Genomic DNA, 26011 nt, shown 5'->3' with positions numbered 1-26011 from the left:
ACAAGAACTAAAGGATTTTTATCAACTGGTTGAGGCTTCTGAAATTCCAGAAATGAAAAAGGCCATTCAAACCATTCAAAACTGGCAAACCGAAATTCTTAATAGTTTTGCATATAACTTTTCCAATAGTTTTTTGGAAGGGATCAATAACTCAACCAAAGTATTAAAACGAAACGCATTTGGCTTTAGAAGCTTTAAACGCTTTAGAGCCAAAATATTACTTTCACATCAATATAAAGGAATTGGGGTTCACATTGGTTAAGGGTGACGACAATTAGTCATCACCCCAACATTTGACGGAGAACCAGAAGAAAAGAGTTCAGCCTGAGAGGGCCGGACTCTTTTTTATGTTCTTCTACTGTTAGGCCTTGGATATCAATAGTTTTCCGTCCAATTCTTTCTTCCTTACTTTTTCCAGATGAAAAGCCCTTTTTGCTTTTGCTTTGCAAAAAGGGCTTTCATACGTAGTGATGACTCAGAGTATTTATGAACGATTTTTTATCAATTTCCCTGATTCAGCTTCACTCGATGGACGCTTCCGCCTACTGTACCAACGTAAAGATATTTAGCATCTGGGGTTATGGCAAGCGAGGTCGTGTTTTTATTGGCGAGTCCTGCTGAGAAGCTACGCCATGTTTGTCCGCCATCCGTACTGCGAAGCACCCCGCGGCCTCCTTTTAGCAAGCCTCCGTCATAATAAGAACCGGTTGCCGCATAGATTGTGTCCGAATTATTAGTTGAAAATACGATATCATTCACTAAGAATGGGAGATTAGAATATTCGGCATCTTTTAATGTATGACCACCGTCTATACTGTAATATAACTCATGCCCGCCTATTATTAGTTTTTTAGGATTGTTTGGGTCAACGGCGAGAGAATTGATTGGTGTGTCTTGTAGTTTGTCAAATGTTTCTCCTCCATCGTTAGTAACGTATAATCCATCTGCGCCGCCTGTCCAGAAGCGTTCTGGGTTTTCAGGGTCAGCCGCTATTGCCAATATCTCACGTCCTAAATCTTTTTTCATCCACGTTTCTCCAGCATCTTCACTTATCAATAGTCCGCTTCCCTTCAAACTCCAATAGGATATATACAATTGACTTGGGTTTGCAGGATGAATCAGGAAAGCCTGCGGTAATTCAGTGTTACTTGTAACATTTGTCCAAGTTTCTCCGCCATCTTCACTTTTGTCAACATAAAATGTACTAAGTGCCCCCATCCGGATTTTGAAAACAGCAGATGGGTCATCTGGTGAAGATTTGACAAATAATATTTGTTTTCCAACATACCCTTCACCGCCTGACTCTCCCCATTCAAGAGTGGATGAGTCGATTTTCTCACTGGCTGGAACCTGTTTTCGGTACGTATCATATTGGGTACCTGCAATAATATTGAGCTTTCCATTTAAATCTTCAGAAAGCGCAATGTCATAGACGGTGGCTCCTGGTAAACCAATTCTGCGATAAGACAGCCCATTATCATCTGTCTCAAAGATTCCTCCATTTGGAGCAATGACAAAAGTTGAACCCGATATCTTTCCATTTGCACTTTTGGATTGTACAATATCTGTTGGCATAGATGATGGAAGAGGATCCTTTAAAGACTGCCATGTTTCTCCGTAATCCTCACTGACCCATAATTCTCTTGTAGTTCCCGTGTAAATTTTGTTATCTATCATTTTGAGTAAATGTAGGCTTCCCATTGGATCATGTACTTGCTCCCAGGTTTTTCCCTGATCAAATGAAACAAATAGTCCTTCCATATAGGAAACAGCCAGCAATACCTCACTATTTCCTTCCACCTCTTTTACCCATTTGAGATTGCCAAGAGGTTCAAAAAGAAGTTCAATCTCCCCTCCCCCTTCAAATACGTTTTTAACTACATAAAGACCTTCTTGAGTAGCTACGTACAAGTCTGTATCAACTAATTGAGTGTCGTTGACAGTATTCCATTCTCCAGAAACAGGTTCCCACGATTTTCCTTGGTTTTGACTTATATAGATGGCGGATTCGGTTATTCCAAACAAGACATTACCTGTTTCATCAATTTGTAGGCCGGAAAGCTCTACATTCGGAAACGGTAAGGATGTCCATGATAATCCTCCGTCATCACTCTGCAGAACCTTCCCGCGATATGTTGGATCGGTTGAGCCACCGTTAATCGCTACGTAAATTTTATTTTCTTCTGTTGGGTCCGCAACAGCGTTTACGATCATTCCCCCTGCTACGGGGAAGTTTCTTCTTTCCTTCCATGCATCATTTTTATTATCCGTAAAGAAATAGCCTAATCCTGTTGGGTGAAGAGCTTTCATAGTTTTATTATTATTGGAATCTATGAGTAACTGACCACCTATCGCATTAGGACCGACTGCCTGCCAATTTGATACACCGCTATCCCCTTTTTGCGTTTCAGTTACTTCAAGAGTTGATGTTCCATATAAAACAACTGAATCTTCTTGGTTGAATTCGCTTGAAGTTGCTTTTGCAGTAATATGATATATTCCCGGATCTCCCGCTTGAACAGGTGCCCGCCACCAACGATCATGGTCATGAATCGCCTCTATTTCTTGCTTATCCCCATCTGGTGATTGAATCGTTACTGTCGGAGCCGATTCTAAATCTGCCGAGCTATATATGAATACTTCGGAATCGCTAATTGCTGGATCCGGTGAAGCATACAGTTGTAACGGTCTGACGGCTAAAAAGTACGGAATACGCAGATCAGGTGCATCTCCTTCCACTTTAGCTTCAATCCAGCCCATGCAATTGGCTGAGGCATCCGGTCGTTCTAATGAAATGGACACCTCGATTTCAGTTTCTTGTCCTGGGTCCAGCTGAAGGCTTGTCGTACTAAGACGGACAGTAGAATTCTCATCATGATTCTTTACTGATAATTCAATATTGACCGGTTCTTCGCTAAAGTTTGTTAATGTAAAAGTCTCATGTTCCTCAACCGTGTCTTCTGCAAGATCTGCTAAGCCAAAAGAAATCTTACGCGGAGAAGCAGAGACAAAAGCCTGTGCTGCAGCTTGTACATCTAAACGTCCTGCTCCTTGGATGAGCGGATCATACTGCTCCAAGGGTTTAGCCGTACCAACAAGAGCATCTGAGATGACATCCGGCTCCCAATCTGGATGTAACTCCATCAATAGCGCGACTGCTCCAGCAACATGAGGAGCCGCCATACTGGTCCCGCTTACTCTATAATATCCCGGTTCATACAACGCTTTTGGAACGGTTGAATTTATCTCAACACCGGGTGCTACTAAATCTGGTGCCATCTTGAATTGTGCTGTCGTTCCGCGCGAACTAAAGGCAGGTATTTGATCAGCTGCATCCTCACTATTTATAGCAATCTTTACTGTTCCATTCGTTAAATGAGATTTTAACAGATTGGCCGTTTCTTCGTTTATTTCTGCTGCAACAACCGTATTTAAACGTCCGTTAAAATCTGTCCCCGCCTCAAACTGATGCTGCTGCACTTCCAGCCTGTTCTTTCCGTTTCCTAAAGGTCCAGGAAAGCTGGGAACATTTTCATAAAATAAGATAGCCTGTGCGCCTTGCTCCTCTGCATAAATTGCCCGATCAATATTAAGAGGTGTGTACTCCATCAGAAGCGTTTTTCCTTTAACATCTTTTCCTTCATAGTCCTCAGGCAATCCTTCTCCTATATCCACTAATTCTGTTGTGATGACACCTTCATTTGGATTGGCGGAAAATTCGAGTCTCGCAGAAGAAAGCAAACGTTTCTCTGGAGCTATCATACTTAATTCCGGTACTTTGACTCCGCTTATACTGGCACCAACTGTCAGAGCTCCTTCTGCTCCGCCAGGGGAACTAATCGTATCATAGCCATGTCCAGAATTGCCTGCCGCAACAATGACTGAAATTCCTGATTCAACTGCATTCTCTACTGCAATCGTCAAGGGATCGTTTCCATCACCCGGTCCTCCTAAGCTCATGTTAATGACATCCGCACGAAATGGATTTTCTGGATCAACCGCTTCCTCTAAGGCAGCAAGTATATCAGATTCATACCCGGTACCAAATTCATTCAAAACTTTATATGCGATGATTGTGGCGTCTGGTGCTACACCCTTTAGTTCACCATTCGCCGCAATAATTCCAGCCACATGGGTGCCATGAAGATTGTCATCCATTGGATCGGGATCATCATTTACAAAGTCATATCCTGCTGCAACTTTATTTCCCGGGCCGAACTTACCGCCTAAGTCTGGATGGGTATAATCGACACCTGTATCTATGACGGCAACATTAATGCCCTTTCCAGTTGTCTCACTATTATTCTCGTTAGGAGTCTCCCAAACCTCAGGCGCACCTATTAATGGAACACTATCTAGCAGAGTAGCGTTAAATTGGTGATCAGTATGTACCTTTTTAACCCCAGGTAATGCAGAAAGTTCATCAAGCTGCTCTTTAGGTACCTTTAGTGCAATCCCATTAAATGAGAGTGTATAATCCTTTGCCTTTTTAAAATCAATTCCTTTTTTCCTTGCCTGATTCAGCGTATGCTCATGTGATTTGATTAGTGATGTTTTCATGGATTTCACTTGATTGATTTGAATCTCTGCTGAGTTTTCTTCTTGGGATAATGACTTTAGCAAAGGGGGATCTTCTAACTCAACAATGACTCTTACATCATCTTGACTAGAGTCCTCGCCTTTAGCATTGGAATAAAGGACGAACAAGCTGACTAGACAAACAATGAGAATCGAAAACGAAAAGAGTGATAAAGTAATAGATTTTTTTAAGCTCAATGACATTTTTCCCCTCCAGAAGTTGAAATATTTTCAATATTACGTAATATTTTCATATAATCTAACACATCTTTGTCTAATTTCAACGTCCCATTCTAAAATTGATTCGATATGCATAAAAGCGGTTTGTTTGTGAGACTAAAGGCGTAATCCATATGTTATAGATTAAGCAGAATATAGGGGGCAGAAAGTTGTGAAGTGTAATTTCAAACAAGACCTTCGTCTTGGGTCAATTGTAAAATTCGTTTTTCATAAATAAGCAATAAACTAAAAAAGCAGTGCCTCGGATTAAGAGACACTGCCTTTTATTCATGCTTAATCTTCCATTGTGGATAAGTCACCAGTAGGAAGATCCAATTCCCAAGCCTTCAGAACGCGGCGCATAATTTTTCCGCTTCTTGTCTTAGGAAGCTTTTCTTTAAATTCAATTTCACGGGGAGCTGCATGGGCAGCAAGACCCTTTTTAACAAACTGTCTGATTTCTTCAATTAATTCTTCTGATGGCTCATATCCATCACGAAGTGCAATAAAGGCTTTAATAATTTCACCGCGGACAGGATCAGGTTTGCCAATGACACCTGCTTCCGCAACAGCTGGATGTTCTACCAGTTTGCTTTCTACTTCAAATGGTCCCACTCTTTCACCGGATGTCATAATCACATCGTCAATACGGCCTTGGAACCAGAAATAACCATCCTCATCCATGTAGGCTGAATCCCCGGAAACATACCAATCACCTGCTAGAAAATAGGACTGGTACTTGGCTTCATTGTTCCAAATGGTTTTCATCATCGATGGCCAGCCTTTTTTAATCGCGAGATTTCCCATTCTATTTGGCGGAAGTTCATTTCCTTGATCATCAACAATCGCCGCTTTTACCCCTGGAAGCGGTTTGCCCATAGAACCTGGACGGATCTCCATACAAGGATAGTTACAGATCAGCTGAGCACCCGTTTCTGTCATCCACCATGTATCATGGATTCGTAAGTTAAATACCTTCATTCCCCAGCGAATGACTTCTGGGTTTAATGGCTCTCCGACACTGGCGATATGACGGAGCGTTTTAAGATTAAACTTTTTAACCACTTCATCGCCTGCACCCATCAACATACGAAACGCGGTAGGTGCACTATACCAGACTGTTACACCAAGATCCTCAATTGCTCCATACCAGCTTTCAGGACTAAAACGGCCTCCTATAATCACATTCGTTGTTCCCGTTAACCAAGGGCCGAAAATTCCGTAGGATGTTCCCGTAACCCAGCCAGGATCAGCTGTACACCAGTAAATATCCTCTTCCCCGAGATCGAGCACCCATTTTGCGGTTTGGTAATGCTGAATCATCGCATTGTGAACATGAAGAACCCCTTTTGGCTTTCCAGTTGAGCCAGATGTATAGTGAAGGATTAGCCCGTCATTGCGGTCCACCCACTCAATCTCAAATTCTTTACTGGCACTCTTTAGTTTTGTCAATAAATCAACATAAATATCATCTTCTTCAATGTTTGACCCTACAAGGAAGACCTTTTCTAATGCTGGAAGCTCATTAACTGGTACACGACCCAGCAATTCTGGAGTCGTAATTAAAACCTTGGCTCCGCTGTCTTCTAGCCGATCACGAACGGCTCCTTCCATAAACGCCTCAAAAAGTGGACCTACAATCGCACCAAGTTTTATAATACCAAGAACAGAAAAATAAAGTTCCGGGGAGCGGGGCATAAAGACAAAAACGCGATCTCCCTTTCCGACATTCCCATATGTCTTTAACACATTGGCTGCCTGGTTTGATAAGTCTTTCATTTCTTTAAAGGTATATTTTTCATTTCGTTCTGCATCTTTATAGTAGAGGGCTACTTTATTTTTTCTGAAGGATTCAGCATGACGGTCAATCGCTTCATATGCAAGATTGACCTTCCCAGTCTCATACCAGCTGAAATTTTTTTCGACTTCTTTCCAATCAAAGCTTTCAACAGCTTTCTCATAATCTTCTAGATTGAATTTACCGTTTATTACTGGCAGCGCTTCCAACTTCATTATTTCTCCTCCTTCAAACATTTCGAGTGTAAATAGTATTATAATATAAAGAGGGACTGTTCTCAATTTTTAAAAATTTTATTAATTCCTAATAAACCAGAACAACCTATCAAAACTCTTATTTCATACGCTCCAACATGAATAATAAATATTTTTAGAAACCCAATAATTGCTCGCTTAGGTGGTGAAGAAATGGAGCATCATAAGACATTTCATTCTATGGAACTGCATACTCCAAATGGAACCCTCATCATAGAAGGACCCGTACCCGCTGAGAAACTGGCAATCTATCATTTTCATGAGGATTTAACTTCGTTTAGGCCAGCAGCTCAGCAGCATAAAGCACTTGTAGAAATAGCCGCTCTTCCTGAAGGCAGAATCATTATTGCAAGAAAGGAACAGGTTGTGATTGGATACGTTACATACCTCTACCCTGATCCACTTGAGCGATGGTCTGAAGGAAAAATGGAAGATTTAATTGAATTAGGAGCGATTGAAGTCATCCCTCAATTTCGCGGAAACTCAGTGGCCAAAACCCTCCTGCAAGTATCTATGATGGACGATGCGATGGAAGATTATATCATTATAACAACAGAATACTACTGGCATTGGGACTTAAAGGGAACGGGCCTTAATGTTTGGGAATATAGAAAAGTAATGGAAAAAATGATGAACGCAGGCGGACTTGTGTGGTTTGCAACAGATGATCCTGAAATCAGTTCGCATCCTGCAAATTGTCTAATGGCTAGAATTGGTTCAAGAGTTCCACCTGAATCGATTGAAAAATTTGATCAGCTTCGATTTAAAAATCGTTTTATGTACTAACACATAATGTGGGGTGAATCAAATGATTGTAGAAGAAGTGATGAAACATGAAGTATTCACACTTTCACCAAAAGATACAATCCAAAAGGCTGTCCAATTAATGAATGAAAAAAATATAAGACATATCCCTATCGCCGACGAAGAAGGCTATATTGCAGGGATTATCAGTGACCGTGATATTAAGGATGCCTTGCCGTCTGGTTTCGAATTCCCAAACAATTTTGGCCGAATTTTAGAAGAAAAGCTTGAAAACTTTATGGTTACAAACGTGATCACAGCCCACCCTCTTGATTTCGTGGAAGAGGTGGCTAATCTTTTTTATGAGAATCAAATTAGTTGTATCCCTATCGTTTCTAATAAGAAAATTGTTGGGATTGTTACTGAAACTGATATTTTGTATACATTTTTACAGTTAACAGGGGCACTTCAGCCTGGTTCAAAAATTGAAGTGAAGGTGCCAAATCGTGCCGGTATGTTGTCCAAAGTAGCTGCTGTCATCAGTGAGCTAAATGTAAATATTCATAGTGTTTTAGTCAATCCATTCCATTTGGATGAAACTTTTAAAATCCTAGTTTTTCGAGTTCAAACTATGAATCCGACTAGGATAGTGAAAGCTTTAAAGGAGAAAGGATTTGACGTCCTATTACCTTACACATGGGAGCCGCGCGATGAGTAAAAAATCACTCTTTATTTTTTCTGACAAACTGCTGCAATATAAATTTGGCGGACAACATCCCTTCAATCAGTTCCGGTTGACCTTAACCCTTGATCTTCTAAAATGTCTTGACGCCATTGAAGAGACACATATTATGGCGCCCAGAAAAGCAACAGAGGAAGATCTTCGGTTAATCCATTCTCCTTCATTTATTGACGCTGTAAAATTGGCAAGCATTGGTCAGATTGATGCTGAAATGGCAGAAGCTTATGGCTTAGGTACAGAGGATACCCCTATTTTTCCTAATATGCATGAAGCGAGTTCTTATATTGTTGGCGGAACTCTTACTGCTGTCGATGCGGTAATGAGCGGTAAATACAAACATGCACTTCATTTAGGCGGAGGTCTGCATCATGGTTTCAAAGGCAAAGCCTCAGGGTTTTGCATTTACAATGATTGTGCGGTGGCCATACAGCATATCGTGAATCAATATGGAGCAAAAGTTTTGTACATCGATACGGATGCACATCATGGTGACGGTGTACAATGGGCTTTTTATGAAGAGCCTTCTGTTTGTACGTTATCCATTCATGAAACAGGACGTTATTTGTTTCCAGGTACAGGAGACGTCCTGGAAAGAGGGCAAGGGAAAGGATATCAAACTGCTTTTAATATCCCGATCGATGCCTTTACGGAAGACGAATCCTGGTTAGAAATCTATGAAACAGCTGTTAAAGAAGTGGCAAACTATTTTAAACCAGATGTAATTGTAACCCAAAACGGGGTAGACGCCCATTTCTATGACCCGCTCACTCACCTTTGCGGAACGATGGATATATACAAAAGAATCCCACAGTTAGCGCATGAAATTGCTCACCAATATTGTCAAGGCAGATGGATTGCGGTTGGAGGAGGAGGGTATGACATTTGGAGGGTCGTTCCTAGAGCGTGGTCTCTCCTTTGGCTGGAAATGACTGATCAGTTGGAAAAAGTAAATTCTGCTAGTCTCCCAGATCAATGGATCGAGAGATGGAAGGAAAAATCCCCTGTTCCTTTACCATCCTCATGGACGGATTCCCGGGATATGTATGCACCTATTCCCAGGAAATCTGAAATTATTGAAAAAAACAGAAGAACATTAGAAAAAGCTCTATATCCGATTAGATAAGAAACAGCCGCAGATAGGAGTCTGCGGCCGTTTCAATATCGATCTATTTAGTTGATTGTCGTTCTTCAATTCGATGAGGAAGAATAACCGTGTGCTCGTCCACTGATTCTTTATTCATCAGCTTGGTTAAGAGACGCATCGCAACTGCTCCTATATCGTATAGAGGCTGTACAATCGTAGTTAATTGCGGCCGGACCATTTGCGTCAGACGCGTATTATCAGAACTAATAACTTCTAACTGATCAGGTACCACAATTCCGCGGTCTCTCGCTCTATGGATGACTGCTAATGCCATTTCATCAGAGCCGACGAAAATGGCAGTAGGCGCTGTATCCATATCTAGAAGACGATCAGTCGCTTCTAGACCTGAATCGTAGGAATAATCTCCTTCGACTACATAGTCCTCATTATATTCAATCCCCGCATCTTGAAGAGCTCTTCTATATCCATTTAATTTTTTCACTGAATTAATCGGCTCATTAAGCGGTCCTACTATAAAGGCAATATGCTTATGGCCTCTTTCAATAAAACTGTTGACGGCATCATAGGCAGCCTGTTCATAATCGATATTAACGGACGGAATTTTCCCTTGTTCTTCAATAGATCCCGCTAACACAATCGGAACAGAGGTGGACTCGAATTCTTTTACATGTTCTTCCGTCACATTCCCGCTCATAAATACCAATCCGTCTACCTGTTTGCCCAACATCGTTTGAAATAAATGAAGTTCTTTTTCTGGATTTTGATCGGAGTTACTTAATAAAATATTGTATTTATACATTGTTGCAATGTCTTCAATACCTCTAGCCAATTCCGCATAAAAAATACTGGAAATATCCGGAATGATCACTCCGACTGTCGTGGTTTTTTTACTGGCTAATCCTCGTGCAACTGCGTTTGGACGATAGCCAAGACGCTCGATAACTTCTAATACTTTTTTTCGGGTTGTTGGCTTCACATTTGGATTGCCGTTAACTACCCTTGACACAGTAGCCATTGATACATTTGCTTCTCTCGCAACATCATATATGGTTACATTCACTAGACCTCACTCCTTACCGGCATATTTCTATTATTTGTAAAGAAATGTTTAAATATCCATTGTAATCTTTATCCTATCATACGACAGAGATAGACAACCCGCAAACATTTCTATCATATTTTCACGAAAACGTAATAATTTTTGCTTTAATTAAGACGATGATTCATGGTTTTGGTATTCATTCTATTATATAAGGAAAACAGGTCCTCTTAAAAGAGAACCTGTTTTTCTTACGCACGCTGTAATTGCAGTGTCTTCTCAATTTCTGCATAAAATGCATCAAATTGTTTTAAATCCATTTGTTGGGCAGCATCTGAGAGTGCAACAGCTGGATCTGGGTGTACCTCAGCCATTACGCCATCTGCCCCGATTGCCAATGCCGCTTTTGCAGCTGGCAATAATAAATCTTTACGTCCAGTTGAATGGGTAACATCCACAAATACAGGCAAATGAGTTTCTTGCTTTAGGATAGGCACTGCAGAAATATCTAAAGTGTTCCGGGTTGCCTTTTCATAAGTACGGATTCCTCTTTCACAAAGTATGATTTGACCATTACCCTGTGACATAATATACTCAGCAGCATTAATAAATTCATCGATTGTCGCAGCTAATCCGCGTTTTAAAAGGACTGGTTTATTGACTTGACCCGCTGCCTTTAGCAGTTCAAAATTTTGCATGTTACGGGCACCGATCTGAATAACATCAATATAATCCACCGCTATTTCAATGTCATTAGGAGTGACAATCTCACTAATCGTAGCAAGGTCAAATTCATCAGCCACTTGTTTTAAAATTTTTAAGCCTTCAATCCCAAGTCCCTGGAAATCATAAGGGGATGTACGAGGTTTGAACGCCCCTCCACGGAGCAGCTTCAACCCTTTTGCTTTTACCGCCTTTGCCACTTCAGCCACTTGTTCATAAGACTCAACTGCACATGGACCAAAAACGAAATGTGGACGGCCATTTCCAATTTCTTCTCCTTTTACATGGACAATCGTATCTTGCGGCTTTTTCTTTCTCGATACCAATAATGCCTTTCTATGGTCATCTTCCTGAAGTTCTAAAGCTGCCTTAAAGATCTCTTTGAAAATATGCTGTATTGTTGACACTTCGTATGGCCCATCATAGTCCTCGGTGATTTTATTCAACATAGCCCTTTCTCTAACCGGATCATATCGATTAACTCCTTGGGATATTTTTACTTTTCCAATTTCTTGAGCTATTCTCCCACGCTCGTTAATCAGCTCTAACATTTGCATATTAATCTCGTCAATTTGCTTTCTTAACTCTGCCAGATCTTTACTCATGATAAAATCACCCTCCTGTGCTTTGTGACAAATTATTAAGTTAGGACTCATTATAAGGGATATCAGCTAAAATGTCACGAAAAATTTCTTTAATAATTAAACGCTTTTAAGCTTTTAAGCACTAAAGTATATGAGGTATTGTATGATGCCTATTTTTGAAAGGTGACAAAATTTTTAAAAAGGTAATAATAGAGCGATGAACAGGGCATGTCCATCGCTTGAATATCACGCTTTATAGCTTTCTTCTATTTCATCAAAAGCCTTCTTGGTCTCCTCTAATCTTCTTTCCACATCTGCCTCTGTATCGGTAACAGCAGCCTCTTCTTCTCCTTTAGCCTGTCCTTCCGGATGTACGCCAAGGCGGATTGATTTTACTTTATTTTTTAATTCATTCGATTGCTGTTGAATCATTTGAGTCCATTCATTTGTTTTTTCTTTTGCAGTTGATGCAATTTGGCTTCCGCTCTCCGCTGCCAGTTCCTTCCATTGACCTGTTTTTTCCTTTAAGATAATGGCCTGTTCATTTAAATCATTGCGAAGCTCTTTGCCTGATTTAGGAGCAAGCATAAGCGCTGTAGCGGCTCCCACAATGCTGCCGACTAATGCACCGATGATAAAATCCTTTGTATTAATGCTTCCGCCATCGTTTTGGTTTTGATTAGTTTGTCCCATATAAGTCCTCCTTTATTTTATGCGCGATCAAAATCACGCTCATTCCTAAATTTTTTCTCTATGTATTCCGTAGCGTTTTTCTGCTCTTGGGAATTCTTTTGTTTTCTCTGGCTCCAGCGATCTCTAAGCTCCATAAAAACCTGCCCCCATTGCACAACTTGCGAAATCCGTTCCTGGTTCGTATCCACCTGATGAATGACCTTCTCAGTGACACCTTCCAGTGAGCGATTAAATTTTTGAATGGAAGTACCTACATCTTTGACAGCATCAACCACACTATTTAATTTAACAGACTTTTCCTTTATATCTTCTGCTAACGCATTTGTTTTCTTTAAAAGCTCAGTCGTTTCTTTTGTGACACCCTGCAGCTGTCCTTCTAATCCATTCAAAGTATGTGACACGCTGTCAAGTGTCTTTTGCAAGGACTTTAGGGTTTTGATTAAGAATATCACTAAAATAAAAAATGCGATAGCAATTACAGCTATACTTAAATATAAAATAATCTCCATCCGCAGCAAACCTCCATCATTCATGTAATATTTCCTATTCCCTTATTGTAAGACAAAAAAACTCATTTTTAAAAGAAATTCTTGCATTGAAGGAAAACTCTTCTATATATGCCTTTTCTTTTATGTTTTCGCTACTTTGTGTAAAATATAATGGAATTATGACAAGTATATCATTACAAAAGTATGGAGGGGTTAAATTGAGAGATCCAAGAGTTGAAAAATTGGCAAATACGCTGATTAATTATTCGATCCGGCTGCAAAAAGGGGAAAAGGTGCTGATTGAAAATTTTGGTCTGCAGCGTGAGCTTGTCAATGCTTTAGTAAAGGAGGCCTATGCTGCTGGAGGCTATCCCTTTGTTTCCATTAAAGATAAACAGGTTGACCGGGCTCTATTAATGGGAGCCACCGAGGATCATTTTAATATGATTGCTCAGTTTGAAGCGAACGTCATGAAGGAAATGGATGCATACATAGGGTTGCGCTCTGGCAACAACATTAACGAATTATCAGATGTTCCTGATGAAAAAATGAAGATTGAAGGTAATACCATTGGTAAAAAGGTTCACCGAGAAATTCGTGTTCCTAAAACCAAATGGGTTGTGCTGCGCTATCCGAATGAATCCATGGCACAGCTTGCCAAAATGAGTACCGAAGGATTTGAAGACTTTTATTTTAATGTTTGTAACCTTGATTATAGTAAAATGAATCAGGCGATGGATCCGCTTGTCGAGTTAATGAACCGTACTGATCAAGTTCGAATTACAGGTCCGGGAACTGATTTGCGTTTTTCCATTAAAGACATTCCAGCGATTAAATGTGCGGGTCATGCGAATATTCCAGATGGGGAAGTATATACAGCACCCGTTAAGGATTCAGTAAATGGGACCATTACATACAATACACCTTCTCCATACCAAGGATTTACCTTTGAAAATGTCTCTTTAACATTTAAAGATGGAAAAATTATAGAAGCAACCTCTAACGATACAGAACGGATTCAAAAAATATTCGATACTGATGAAGGAGCCCGATATATCGGGGAATTTGCAATCGGAGTTAATCCTTATATCCTTCATCCAATGCAAGATATTTTATTTGATGAAAAAATTGATGGTAGCTTCCACTTTACACCTGGTCAATGCTATGAAAATGCTTATAATGGCAATCACTCAAATATTCATTGGGATATGGTTAATATTCAGCGTCCTGAATATGGCGGTGGGGAAATCTATTTTGATGACGTTCTCGTTCGTAAAGATGGACGATTTGTCTTACCTGAGCTGGATGGATTGAATCCGGAGAACTTAAAATAACGAAATAAGAGGCTTGCCTAGAGGGCAGGCCTTTTTACTTAGTTCTTCCACTTTTTTATGGAGACTCGTACCGAAAAAAGACAGGAAACGTTGTACAAGCATGCCTTCCATAAATAAAAAAGCCCCGAACAAAAGTTCGAAGCTAATTGTTATGCTGAGCAAGCCATTCCTCATAAGCATCCTGGAATTTCTGGATATCGCCGGCTCCCATAAAAATGATCACACTGTTATCGTGTTTATTTAGTATGGATGTATTATCTTCCTGAAGCAGAGTGGCTCCTTCAATTTTATCTTTTAGGTCGTGTATAGACAGCTGGCCGTGGTGCTCGCGGGCTGAACCAAAGATATCACATAAATACACACAGTCCGCTTCACTCAAACTCGATGCAAAATCATCTAAAAATGTCTGAGTTCTTGTAAAAGTATGCGGCTGAAATACGACCACAATCTCCTGGCCAGGAAACTTTTGTCGCGCTGCCTGAATCGTTGCTTTAATTTCAGTTGGGTGATGAGCATAGTCATCAATCAGTATCTGGCTGCCAATTTCTTTTTCTGTAAATCTTCTTTTGACACCCTCAAATGTTTTTAATCGTTCTTTTACTTGCTCTACATCCAATTCTTCATAATGACAAAGTGCTATAACAGCGAGAGCATTTAATACATTATGATCTCCGTATGACTTAATAAAAAAGCGAGAGTAAAATTCATTTCTAACAAAAACATCAAATGATGTACCTTCAGTAGTCTTTTCAATATTTCTTGCCTGGAAGTCGTTTCCTTCATCAAATCCATAAAACATAACAGGTACTTTCGCTTGGATCTTTTGAAGCTGTTCATCATCTCCACAAGCAATAATCCCTTTTTTTACTTGCCATGCCATTTCCTGAAAGGCAGCAAAAACATCATCTATATTGGCAAAGTAATCAGGGTGGTCAAAGTCAATATTAGTCATGATGGCGTAATCAGGAAAATAGGATAAGAAATGTCTTCTATATTCACAAGCTTCAAACACGAAGTACTGAGCGTTCTCATCTCCATGACCAGTACCATCCCCAATTAAATAGGCGGTGGGCTTAATGCCCTTCATAACATGAGCAAGCAAACCAGTTGTTGACGTTTTGCCATGTGCTCCTGTAATCGCAATACTCGTAAACCTAGACATAAAATCGCCCAAAAAACGATGATAACGAACGATCGGGAGTCCTAATTTCATAGCCTCTTGAATTTCTTCATGAGTATCAGGATAAGCATTCCCCGCTATGATCGTCATTCCTGGCTGAATATTTTCCTTGGCAAAAGGGAGTAATGTAATTCCTGACTTTTCTAAAGCAAGCTGTGTAAAAAAGCGCTTTTCCACATCAGAGCCTTGTACATTAAAATTCATATCGTGTAAAATTTGGGCAAGCGCACTCATACCAGAGCCCTTTATACCAACAAAGTGATAAAGAGTCATATATTGAAACCTCCAACAATCGTCTATCTTAAACCATTATATGAATCATTCTTTTATTTGCGATTCAAACTTCTCGCTGAACCATTTTCCCATTCGTTCTTATGATTCCTGAAATTCCACTTTTTCTAATCTTGGATTTGGGCGATATCTTCTGCCTGCTTTTGCCTGAGGTTTCCCATCTAATAAAACATTGTCACCGGTAAAACCAATATTGATTTTAAGCAAGCTCCGTCCCACTCCGTACATGTCTACAGGTGCTTTTTTCTTTTCAAACTCGAGGATCCGTTTTTCGTCAAATCCACCGCTTACAAGAATCTTGACATGATGAAACCCTTCGTCATCTAATGCTTTTCTTAAAGCAAAAATTAATTCCGGATTTACCCCTCTAGGATCAAAAGTGCCTAAAAGGTGCTGATTTCTAAGGAAATATTGATCAATCATTGTTCTCGATGTATCAAGACGTACTGTTTTTAAATCTTCACCAAATTCTCTAGCCACTTTTAATGCATCTGTAATAACATCATTATTGTAATCAATGAGAGCAGACAATTCATCTTGCGGATACGTTTCTTGATACGCTTTACAAGCAGCAATGATATCACCATCGAACAGCTGTATAAGGGCATGAGGCATCGTTCCCATTCCTTTTCTGCCCCACCATTCATTCATGGCATGGGTAGCCTGAGCGGTCGAACCTCCAACATAGGCTGCATACCCGTCACCCGCTTGCTGGGTGAAGTGGTCATCACGGTCTCCCATAAAAATAATAGGTTTTTGCTTCCCAGAAATGGCTGCTGCTTTCACCACATTATATACATTCGTAGCAACAGAGGTCCTTCTGGCCAAAATCCCATCGATCAATCCTTCTAAATAACCAAAATTTTGATAGGGTCCTGTTATGGTCAATACGGTTTCAAACGGTTCAATCTGATCCCCATCCTTCAGAGAATAAATTTCTAACTCTGATGGATTATCAGCAAATGTATGAATTAAGGCGATCACCTCATCCGTACCGCAAAGAACAGCATGATCCTTTTGGAAAAATTGCATCGTTACCGTGTTATTCGGCCGATATTTTTGAACAATCTCTTTTGTCTTTAAAAAATATACAGCCGAAAACCAGCCATCCTTCACTCTCTCATCAAATTTAAAGGTTTTATTCGTTAGCCTTTTAATTTTCCCTTGTAATTTCAATTCGATTTCCTTCATCGCTAATCTCCTTATGTATCCGTGACTGTACTGCTTGCTTTACATATAAAGGGAATTGACTGCATTGATTATTGATTGCATATACATAGAATTTAATAGGGCATAAAAGCGTTTGTCTTCAGTATATGCAAAAGCTTATTAGATTAGTGGCCCTCATGGGAGAGAGGGCCACTTATCCTATTTCATTTTATATAGAATCCAACTACAAGTAAAGCGCAGTGGATGTGGCCTACTGGTCAGACTGGATCGCAAGCTCATCTTCAGAGACCAGAACGTCCCTTGGTTTTGTTCCATTTGCACCAGATACTATACCTTGTGCTTCCATCATCTCTATCAGTCTTGCCGCACGGTTGTAGCCGATTCGAAATCTTCTTTGCAATAGTGATGTCGATGCATTCCCTTGCTCCACGACAAATTGGCAAGCCTCCATAAATAATTCATCTTCTTCATCAGCAATTTGTGCTTTTTGCAATAATTCTTCTTGACGGAATAGGTAGTCCGCTTCTTGCTGCATCGCGACATGCTGCACAACTGCATCAATCTCAGTATCCGATACAAACGTACCCTGCAACCGTACAGGTTTTGAAGCCCCATTTTCCAGGAAAAGCATATCCCCTTTTCCCAACAGTCTTTCTGCACCGGATACATCAATTATGGTTCTTGAATCAACTTGAGAAGATACAGAAAAAGCAATTCTAGTCGGTACATTTGCTTTAATTAAACCAGTTATAACGTCTACTGAAGGTCTTTGTGTCGCAATAATTAGATGAATACCGCAAGCCCTTGCCTTCTGGGCAATTCGGCAAATTGCATCTTCCACATCAGCAGGTGCCACCATCATCAAATCAGCCAATTCGTCAATCACAATGACCACGTATGGCAAAGTATCTTCGGGATATAATTGATTGTATTTTTCAATATCCCTTACACCTGTTTTCGCAAATTCATCATAGCGTGATTCCATTTCCTGAACTGCCCATTTTAAAGAGCTCGTAGCTGCCTTAACATCTGTTATAACAGGGCTGACTAAATGAGGAATTCCATTATAAGGTGTCAATTCTACCATTTTTGGGTCAATCAAAAGTAGTTTAACCTGATCTGGATGAGCTTTATATAACAAGCTCACTAATATAGAGTTAATACATACACTCTTTCCGGAACCAGTTGCCCCTGCAATTAAACCATGGGGCATTTTCTTTAAATCTGTTACAACCGGTTCGCCAGTAATACTTAAGCCGAGAGCTACTGTCAATGGTGACGGGCTTTCAATAAATTTTGGATGTTCAGTAATCTCTCTTAAGTGGACAGGTCTGGATTTTAAATTAGGAATTTCAATCCCGATCGTATGTTTGCCTGGTATCGGTGCTTCCATTCGGATATCTCGGGCTGCTAGGCTAAGCTTTAAATCGTCTGTTAAGTTTGTAATCTTATTAACTTTAACCCCCGGTTCAGGGCTGACTTCAAATCTTGTAACAGAAGGTCCTTGGGAATAATTAACAACCTTTGCTTTCACATGAAAGTGCTCCAGTGTCTTATTTAGGATTTGAGCCTGACTTTCAATCCAGTCACCTTGGTCGGTTTCACTTGCAGGCGGAGTCAGTAAATGCTGACTCGGGAATAAATAGGTATTTTGTTCAGGCTGGATTATTTCTGCTTGTTGCTGAACCGGTGCAGCAGTTTTCGTTTGCTTTCGCCTTTCCCACTTCAATTTATCCTGCTTCAGCATGATGACATTAAATGGAAGATGGGGACGAGTCGTTTCCCGGCGCTGAACTGTTGTAGATTCATCACTTTCAGAGGAATCTGCTGCTGCAATTGTTTCTGTGTTGCTTTCATTCTCTACTCTGTCAGAATCATAGTCTTCTATAGCATCATGTTCTACATCGAGTTTGTCATCCTCATAAAATACTTGAATATCCTCTGCTTCCTTGTGTATCGTTTCTTTTATCGACACTATATCTTCTTCTATTTCCTTTATTTCCTCTGTTTCAATGAATAAATGTTCTTTCTCCTCTTCTGTAACTGTATGCGAAATTATATGCCTTTCAACCCTTTCTGGCTGCTGTTCCGTCACAGATACGTTTTGTGTTTCAGCCTGGATCTGATTTTCTGCCTCTTCCAAAATATCAGCTGTAATGCCTTCGTCTGTACTTTCTATTGTTTCAGTCTCATCTCCAAGAATTTCAGTAAAAAACCCTTTTTGATATGTATCATTTGCATATGTAGGAATAGGAGACTTTTCTTTATTTGATAGAAGCAGGCTATTATGTTCAGAACGGCTATGAAATCCATATATGGGAGATGGAATTTTAGTAGGAGAAAATGGTTTCTTCGGTCCTTTTTTCATTTCGATCTTTTTCTGAAATTCTTCTTTTACTTCAGTCTGTTTGACTTCTGTTTGTTCAATGCCTGATCTTCTTCTTTCCCGAATCGGAATACTCTTCTCCATCTCCCGTTCTTTGTTCTTAAATGTACGCATTGTTTGATGCCTTTTTCTATGTAATTCTTCATCGGATATTAAGGGAAATCTGAATTGCCCTTTAGGATATTGATATGTAATGCGGGCTTCGACATCTTTTCCGCGACTTTCCGATAGGCTTGCGGAAGGCAGTTCTTTTAAATATTCTTCCAGAACTGATTGTTCCTCATCTTGTTTCTTTAATTTTTGAATCCATTTTTGAAAGAAATTCATCGAAAACCCTCACTTTTTATTTGCTGCTGTAGTAAAAACATTGCCTTATAGGCAGAAAAAACTCAGGATTAGGCTCTGAGTTTTTTCTTCTATTATAGCTTATTTTAGACTAATAGAGTATTGAACTTCCTATCGTTTCTAAAAATCAATGAAAATGTCACAGATGTAACATAAGCAGAGAACTTCCTATTCAGTAGGAGGTTTGTTTTTCCCCAAGATAAAGATTGGTTCAAAGTCTCCATCCTGATAAAGGAAACACAGAGCCGTAATCGGTACATATCCGTTTGTAAAAAAACTCATTGTCATCTGCGCCAAAACATCATAGCCTGTATCATTTTGGATGTCTCCTATAATCAAAACATCCTGATGCGGAACAGATACCGTCATAGTTCCCTTCATTTTTTCTGACATTTTTCGAAGAAATACATCATTCAATATCCTGCTTGCATCATAGCCATCATTCGAATTAATAAAATAAAAAGTATTCCCTGCGACTTCATCCTGTTTCATTTCTGTATGAAGTGACCGGACATTAAACTTAGCCATCTCTCTGACAGATTGTGCCGATAGTTCGTTTTTTTCCAGCCATTTTTCATCGATCAGCCGATAGCTTTTACCCAAGTCCAATGCATAATAGATTCGCGTTTCAGCAGTGTGGTCATCAAATAATAACGTAGCTCCATCTTCTGATTTTGTTGGAAATGAAGTGGCTCTTATCACCGGATAGATGAGACCGCCTGCCTGGTCCATTACATGGTCCTTCCCCATTACAGTAAGGGCTTCATTCACATAGTAGACAATTTCCTCAATCGCCTTATCCTTTATCTCATTCCATTTATTGACAACTGAGGCGAGGGAGACGGTAATTCCCTTTCCGGTGTTATTATTTTCAATCCGCAAAGTATCATGTTCACGATCATAGCGAATGGTCCGATCAGGAGCCATAAATTTTTCCTGAAGAATCTGTTTCATTTTTAGAGTATTCATTTTCATGATATCCACCTCATTTTTCCCTCTACATAAAGCTTATTGTACTGAATTTAAAAGCGAATGTTCAACCATGCTGCGGGGATAAAGATAGTGAAGGTAATATAATGTGAGGATGTACGAAAGAGCGGGTCTTACAGTTAACAAGTTCTTACAAACTCAACGTGTACTGCCGGCAATCAGATTGGATCTGCCGGCAGTTACCTGCTTTTAATCCACTGTTCCAGAAATTCCTGTCAGAAAGGCTTCAATTTCCTCTCTTGTCTTACGATCTTTACTAACGAATCGTCCTACCTCATTTCCATTATGAAAAGCAACAAAACTAGGAATACCATAAATGTCCCATTCTCCGCAGAGATCAATAAATTCGTCCCTGTCTACATAAACAAATTCAAGATCAGAAAACTTGGCTTCTACTTCTGGCATAAACGGTTCTATAAAACGACAATCAGGACACCAGTTTGCTGAAAATAAAAATACATGAGTTCCGCTATTAACGAGCGTATCCACTTCTTCCATAGAATGCAGTTTCTTCATCAAAAATTACCTCCAGACATGGCCTTAATTCATTTCTTAAGAAATTGTATCAAAAGTAATAGGTTAAAGACTAATGATTTGCTGTTGAACTCTTCTTTTATGACTTTTGCACCAATTATTAAGTTTATCCATGTTTAGCCACATATTTTCGTTAAACTCTTGATTTGTTCTACCGATAAAATCTATAAGGGGAATTTCGTCGATTTTTAGTGAAATTGAATGAAATTTGACAAATATTACCAAAATTCCTTAAAAAAAGAGGGGGGTTTTATTTGAGAACCATTCAATCAAGAATGTGGCTCATCGTTATTAGTGCAGTTGCCGGCATGATTATTTTACTTGGATCTAATTTCTATCTGTCATTAAAACAAAATGCGGCAACGAAAGTACAGGAAGAATTATCAGCAGCAGTTGAAAGGAGCCAGGCACTAAAATATAGCATGTCCCAAATCAGGACACTAGAGCAGCAATATTTAAATGAACCAAGCAGTGCTACAGCAACAGGAATTAATGAAGATATCAATGTAATTCGTAACGAAGCAACCAGCTTGGCCAAAGAATATTCGGATAATAGGGAAATTCAAGAACAATTTACTAAAATAAAAGATTCGGTTAATACTTACTACGAACGATTTGTAGGTTTATCAGATACATACGCAACCATTGGATATACGGCTGTCGATGGAATAAGAGGGGAAGTAGACCTTCTCAATAAAAGCCTAACTTCATTAACTGGCTCAACAGGAAACACAAGTATTGTAAATTCGATGTCATTGCTTAGTCTCTATGAAAAAAATTTCATGATAACAATGGACAGGGGAAGCTACAACCAATTTGCTGATCATCTTCAAAATATGAAGGAAGTTGTGAATGCAGCCAGTGTCAATCAGACGACGAAAAACGAAATTATGACATCGCTTTCCAATTATCAGCGTCTTTTAAATGATGTTCTACGAACATTCGACAGAACCAATGCTTACAGGGAAGACTTTAATCAGCTGGGTGAAGAAATTGAATCTGCGGTTACTACAGTAGAAGGGCTGGTTAAATCAGATTTAAATCAAGTAAAAACTACATTGCAAAATGAAAATGAAACGTTGCAATTATGGATTATACTTTTTAGCTTTGTTTTAATCGCCTTTATTTTTGTCATGAGTTTTTATATTGTAAAAGGAATTAATCGCTCTATTCTATCATTAAAATTCGGTGCTGAAAAAATCGGAAACGGTAACCTTGCCTATCGGGTTGCACTCCATTCTGAAGATGAAATGGGGGATTTAGCCAACACCTTCAACCAAATGGCTGATAAGGTTCAGCATGCATTTATCCAAATTCTCAATTCGTCTGATGCTGTCCAGGCTGCATCGCAGCATCTGGCAGCGATTTCGGAAGAAACAACTGCACAGGCCAATGAAGTTAATCATGCCATCAAACAAGTCGCAGCGGGTGCTGCCGATCAGTCCGAAAGACTGGAAGAAAGTAATCTGCTGGTAAAGGAAGTAACGGAGCAAATTGTAAAGACAGAAGGATTAAGCACCATTATTTCCAAGAACGCAGCACAAACAGAAGAAGAAGGAAAAAGAGGTTTATTAACAGTTCAAGAGCTTTCGTCAACTTCTAATGAATTCTTGGAACTGGCCAATCACTTAACGCAACAAGTTGTCTCAGCATCTGAACAATCAAACAGAATCTCAACTATTGTCGAAACAATTGAAGAAATTGCTGAAAATACAAACTTGCTGGCTTTAAATGCAGCTATTGAATCCGCTCGGGCAGGAGAGGCTGGAAAAGGATTTGCAGTAGTTGCCAGCGAAGTTCGTAAACTGGCCGAACGTTCTAAAAACGAAGCTAGACAAATTCAGGATCTAGTTGCTGCCATGAGTGAACAAATGGAACAATTGAAGCGCGATGCCAGTCAATTTGATGAATTCAAAACAAAACAGGCAACAGTAGTTGGGGAAACGAAAAGTGCCTTTGAAAACATTACAACTCACGTAACGGGAATATCTCTTAATATAAGAGATATTCAATGGGCCGTAACTGATATTCAAAAAGCTAATAGTAAGCTGACTGAAAAACTTGAAACAATTTATCTGATTTCGGAACAATCTGCTGGAGTTTCTGAGGAAGTAAGTGCTTCGAGTGAAACGCAGCTAGAAGCGATTTCTCAGGTAACAGAAGCGGCCAATGAATTGAGTAATATTGCGATAAATCTTCAGCATGAAATTTCTCAATTTGAATTGGATGGAAAAGACCTTGGACCAATTGAGGAAATACCAAAATCCGTATTCGAAGCTAAGCTAGACCTAATTTTCAGCAAGCTTTCTAAAGCTAAATTACCGAAAGAAAGCTTGAAAAACATAAAAGAAAAAGTGCTAAAGAAAAAGAAAAATAACTAACTGTTAATGATTGGAGGAAGGAAACTGCAAGGCTCCTGCGGAAATACGGTCTGGCAAGACCCCGCGGTGAGATACGCGCCAGGAGGCTTGTCAGTTCGTCCGCGGAAACAGAATCGTTTCCCTGACCCAATGTAAAAAGCATGGATCACATCAAAGATCCATGCTTTTTTATCGATTTTTTAATTTTGAACAGCTGGCTTAAATGAACGTAATATTTCAATCATACTGCCAATATCAGTGGTTACATTTTTTGTAGATGTTTCAGTTGTCATTTTTTTGCCGCCAATCCCGACTGTCAAAATAACCTGATCCTTGTCTAGCTCCTCGACTACTAAATAGGCAAACTCGCCTTCCTTTTCTATGCTATGATGGAACAGAATAGAATTCGAACTGTTCATTAATGAATTATACAATTCTTTAGAATTAGGCTCCTCAATATCATTATAAAAGAGTATATATGTTTGCGACCCTTTTTCGAGAATAATATTAGAAGGTGAAACGTCAGCAACTGACATCAGGAATGGAAGATACAAATTACCGTTAGAAGTTGATTCATTCGGTTCTTTTGCCTTTTCATTTAAGGCTTCTTCTATAACATTGGTTGCGTGGCTTTTCATATCATCAATAGAGACAGAACATGCTGAAAGCAGTGAAATAATAAGTATAATAAATAGTGTCTTAAAATAGATGGACACTTTCCCCTTCAATGAAAATCCCTCCAAACACAGATCAAATTTACAAGTAACGCCTATCTATCATCCCTACTATGTTAACATAAATCATCTGATAGGCGTACTCCCAACTTTTCCCGCAAGGAGGTATATGGGTTTCTCATTTCATGAATTGGCTTTATTGATTTGACCTTGTTGGAATGGTAGTCTATTCATTATATTAGACTGTTATGAAAATATGCGAACTTAAAGATTGAAGAAGGAGGTATTATTAATATGGAATTAGTTGTTTATTTAGCGGGAGAAATTCATTCACCATGGAGGGATGAAGTAAAGGATAAAGCAAAAGCGTTAAAGCTCCCTCTAACTTTTGTAGGTCCAATGGAAAATCATTCACGTTCTGACAAGATCGGAGTCGAGATTCTAGGGGAACAGCCAACTCCAATATTAATGGATGAAGCAGCTTCAAAAATCAATAATTTGCGCACGCAAATATTAATGAAAAAAGCAGATTTGGTTATCGCTTATTTTGGGGAAAAATATAAACAATGGAACACAGCAATGGATGCCAGTGCTGCAATCACTTTAGGCAAGCCCCTTATTTTAATTAGACCCGAAGAACATCATCACGCTTTAAAAGAGCTTTCGCAAAAAGCCAATGTAACGGTCGAAACCATTAATCAGGCAATTAAAGTGCTGTCTTATGTATTTGAAACTGAATAATAATTAAGCGGTTGTTTCAAGATGAGGGAGAACATCCCGGCGTCTGGAGACAACCGCTCATTATTTAGCCTATCTGCTGAAATAACTGTTTTTGTCTAGATATTTCCTTATAATAAGGAATTTTATTTAAATCAACATTGCCGCCGCTAACGACACAACCGACCTTTCTTCCTTTTATTTTTTTAGATAGAAGAGATGCTAAAGCTACTGCACCCGCTCCTTCGACTAATGTCTTTTCTCTTTGGAGCATAAACAGAATTGCACCTGCAATTTCCTCTTCATCTACGAGCACCATATCGTCTACCAGGCTTTCAATAATCGGATAAGTTACTTCCCCTGGCTTTTTAACAAGAATCCCATCTGCTATCGTTTCGGCGTGAGTTAAAATAGCTTCACCCTTTCCTGTATATTGGTTATAAGTTGCAGGTGCTCCGGCTGCTTGAACACCAATAACCTTAAGTCTCGGGTTAAATGCTTTTATTGCTAATGCCATTCCGGCAATTAATCCGCCTCCGCCAACCGGGACAACGATTGTGTCAAGATCCTGACATTGTTGCATCATTTCTAGTGCTATGGTTCCCTGACCAGCAATTACCTTCATATCATCAAATGCATGAACAAAGGTAGCCCCCGATTCATCCCTATATTCCATAGCAGCCATATAGGCTTCTTGATAGGATTCTCCTGTTAAAATGATTTCGGCACCGTATCCCTTTGTTGCCTCAATCTTAGCTTGTGGAGTACATTGCGGCATATAGATTTTGGCACAGATGCCACGCTTTGTTGCTGCAAATGCAACCCCTTGGGCGTGGTTCCCTGCTGAAGCACAGACGATTCCGCGAGATGCCTCATCGTGCGTAAGAGAAGTAACCTTATTCAATGCTCCACGCAGTTTGAAAGAACCTGTTTTTTGTAGGTTTTCCATTTTTAAATATACATCATAACCTACTAACCGATTTAATGTCGCAGACTGTTTTAGCGGGGTTCGATGCACCGTATTCATCAAATTCTCCATCGCTAAAACAACTTCATTTTTGTT

At 39.5% G+C, this 26011-nt stretch carries 20 protein-coding genes and 1 pseudogene; 8 read left to right on the top strand and 13 right to left on the bottom strand.

Annotated features, from left to right (window positions below; translation table 11 throughout):
- Nucleotides 1–262, top strand: a 262-nt coding sequence (locus MLE14_RS09530) for a transposase (protein WP_243298132.1), incomplete at its 5' end; no start/stop codon positions are given.
- Nucleotides 263–501: 239 nt separating this feature from the next.
- Here MLE14_RS09530 and MLE14_RS09525 read toward each other — a convergent pair.
- Together MLE14_RS09525 and acsA are read right to left on the bottom strand one after the other, a co-directional pair.
- Nucleotides 502–4782, bottom strand: a complete 4281-nt coding sequence (locus MLE14_RS09525) for a S8 family serine peptidase (protein ID WP_279326807.1) — start codon at nt 4780–4782, stop codon at nt 502–504.
- A 309-nt stretch (nt 4783–5091) separates the two neighbouring features.
- Nucleotides 5092–6810, bottom strand: a complete 1719-nt coding sequence (gene acsA / locus MLE14_RS09515; protein WP_243298131.1) for an acetate--CoA ligase — start codon at nt 6808–6810, stop codon at nt 5092–5094.
- A gap of 192 nt (nt 6811–7002) precedes the next feature.
- On the opposite strand from acsA, the gene MLE14_RS09510 reads away from it, so the two are divergent.
- Genes MLE14_RS09510 through MLE14_RS09500 form a run of 3 tightly spaced genes read left to right on the top strand, consistent with a single transcriptional unit; the run spans nt 7003 to nt 9458 of the window.
- The gene (locus MLE14_RS09510) at nt 7003–7635 is read left to right on the top strand and encodes a GNAT family N-acetyltransferase (RefSeq protein WP_243298130.1); all 633 of its coding nucleotides are present in this window, start codon (nt 7003–7005) and stop codon (nt 7633–7635) included.
- Nucleotides 7636–7657: 22 nt separating this feature from the next.
- Nucleotides 7658–8311 (top strand): acetoin utilization AcuB family protein, encoded by a 654-nt coding sequence (locus tag MLE14_RS09505; protein WP_243298129.1) that lies wholly within the window; start codon nt 7658–7660, stop codon nt 8309–8311.
- On the top strand, nt 8304–9458 hold the full coding sequence (locus MLE14_RS09500) for an acetoin utilization protein AcuC (protein ID WP_243298128.1): 1155 nt from the start codon (nt 8304–8306) through the stop codon (nt 9456–9458). Before MLE14_RS09505 ends, MLE14_RS09500 begins: the two co-directional genes overlap by 8 nt.
- A gap of 43 nt (nt 9459–9501) precedes the next feature.
- Here the strand turns inward: MLE14_RS09500 and ccpA are convergent, their stop codons facing one another.
- The 4 genes from ccpA to MLE14_RS09480 all read right to left on the bottom strand — a co-directional run bounded on the left by ccpA (nt 9502) and on the right by MLE14_RS09480 (nt 12988).
- Nucleotides 9502–10500 carry a catabolite control protein A gene (ccpA, locus tag MLE14_RS09495; RefSeq protein ID WP_243298127.1) on the bottom strand — a complete coding sequence of 333 codons (999 nt, stop codon included), beginning with the start codon at nt 10498–10500 and terminating at the stop codon, nt 9502–9504.
- Between the two features lie 230 nt (nt 10501–10730).
- A complete protein-coding gene (locus tag MLE14_RS09490) occupies nt 10731–11807 on the bottom strand; it encodes a bifunctional 3-deoxy-7-phosphoheptulonate synthase/chorismate mutase (RefSeq protein WP_390628578.1) in 1077 nt (358 codons plus the stop codon).
- Nucleotides 11808–12032: 225 nt separating this feature from the next.
- Nucleotides 12033–12479 (bottom strand): YtxH domain-containing protein, encoded by a 447-nt coding sequence (locus tag MLE14_RS09485; protein WP_243298126.1) that lies wholly within the window; start codon nt 12477–12479, stop codon nt 12033–12035.
- A gap of 17 nt (nt 12480–12496) precedes the next feature.
- Entirely contained in the window at nt 12497–12988 is a 492-nt protein-coding gene (locus tag MLE14_RS09480; protein ID WP_243298125.1) for a DUF948 domain-containing protein, read from the bottom strand.
- Nucleotides 12989–13185: 197 nt separating this feature from the next.
- Here MLE14_RS09480 and MLE14_RS09475 point away from each other — a divergent pair, with 197 nt between their 5' ends.
- Nucleotides 13186–14301: an aminopeptidase gene (locus MLE14_RS09475; RefSeq protein ID WP_243298124.1), complete on the top strand. Its 1116-nt coding sequence runs from the start codon at nt 13186–13188 to the stop codon at nt 14299–14301.
- Nucleotides 14302–14443: 142 nt separating this feature from the next.
- On the opposite strand, the gene murC is transcribed toward MLE14_RS09475, so the two are convergent.
- From murC to MLE14_RS09450, 5 genes are all read right to left on the bottom strand, one after another.
- Nucleotides 14444–15754 carry a UDP-N-acetylmuramate--L-alanine ligase gene (gene murC / locus MLE14_RS09470; RefSeq protein ID WP_243298123.1) on the bottom strand — a complete coding sequence of 437 codons (1311 nt, stop codon included), beginning with the start codon at nt 15752–15754 and terminating at the stop codon, nt 14444–14446.
- A gap of 99 nt (nt 15755–15853) precedes the next feature.
- A complete protein-coding gene (locus MLE14_RS09465; RefSeq protein ID WP_243298122.1) occupies nt 15854–16963 on the bottom strand; it encodes a nicotinate phosphoribosyltransferase in 1110 nt (369 codons plus the stop codon).
- A gap of 229 nt (nt 16964–17192) precedes the next feature.
- A complete protein-coding gene (locus MLE14_RS09460) occupies nt 17193–19655 on the bottom strand; it encodes a DNA translocase FtsK (protein ID WP_279326806.1) in 2463 nt (820 codons plus the stop codon).
- A 186-nt stretch (nt 19656–19841) separates the two neighbouring features.
- Nucleotides 19842–20642: a DUF1444 domain-containing protein gene (locus tag MLE14_RS09455; RefSeq protein ID WP_243298136.1), complete on the bottom strand. Its 801-nt coding sequence runs from the start codon at nt 20640–20642 to the stop codon at nt 19842–19844.
- Between the two features lie 210 nt (nt 20643–20852).
- Nucleotides 20853–21179 carry a thioredoxin family protein gene (locus tag MLE14_RS09450; protein WP_243298121.1) on the bottom strand — a complete coding sequence of 109 codons (327 nt, stop codon included), beginning with the start codon at nt 21177–21179 and terminating at the stop codon, nt 20853–20855.
- A gap of 293 nt (nt 21180–21472) precedes the next feature.
- On the opposite strand from MLE14_RS09450, the pseudogene MLE14_RS22730 reads away from it, so the two are divergent.
- Nucleotides 21473–22483, top strand: a pseudogene (locus MLE14_RS22730) (HAMP domain-containing protein); the annotation flags it as partial.
- Complete coding sequence (locus MLE14_RS22725; protein ID WP_390628584.1) at nt 22478–23578, top strand: methyl-accepting chemotaxis protein; 1101 nt, start codon at nt 22478–22480, stop codon at nt 23576–23578. The pseudogene MLE14_RS22730 and the gene MLE14_RS22725, both read left to right, overlap by 6 nt.
- A 179-nt stretch (nt 23579–23757) precedes the next feature.
- Here the strand turns inward: MLE14_RS22725 and MLE14_RS09440 are convergent, their stop codons facing one another.
- Nucleotides 23758–24285 (bottom strand): hypothetical protein, encoded by a 528-nt coding sequence (locus tag MLE14_RS09440; RefSeq protein WP_243298119.1) that lies wholly within the window; start codon nt 24283–24285, stop codon nt 23758–23760.
- Between the two features lie 240 nt (nt 24286–24525).
- On the opposite strand from MLE14_RS09440, the gene MLE14_RS09435 reads away from it, so the two are divergent.
- Nucleotides 24526–24972, top strand: a complete 447-nt coding sequence (locus MLE14_RS09435; protein ID WP_243298118.1) for a YtoQ family protein — start codon at nt 24526–24528, stop codon at nt 24970–24972.
- 64 nt (nt 24973–25036) lie between these two features.
- Here MLE14_RS09435 and ilvA read toward each other — a convergent pair whose 3' ends face one another.
- Entirely contained in the window at nt 25037–25975 is a 939-nt protein-coding gene (gene ilvA, locus MLE14_RS09430; RefSeq protein WP_243298117.1) for a threonine ammonia-lyase, read from the bottom strand.
- Nucleotides 25976–26011 lie beyond the last annotated feature (36 nt).

Source organism: Bacillus litorisediminis (assembly GCF_022808645.1).
Taxonomy (GTDB): Bacteria; Bacillota; Bacilli; order Bacillales; family JC228; genus Bacillus_BF; species Bacillus_BF litorisediminis.
This window is presented reverse-complemented; position numbering and strand designations above follow the sequence as displayed.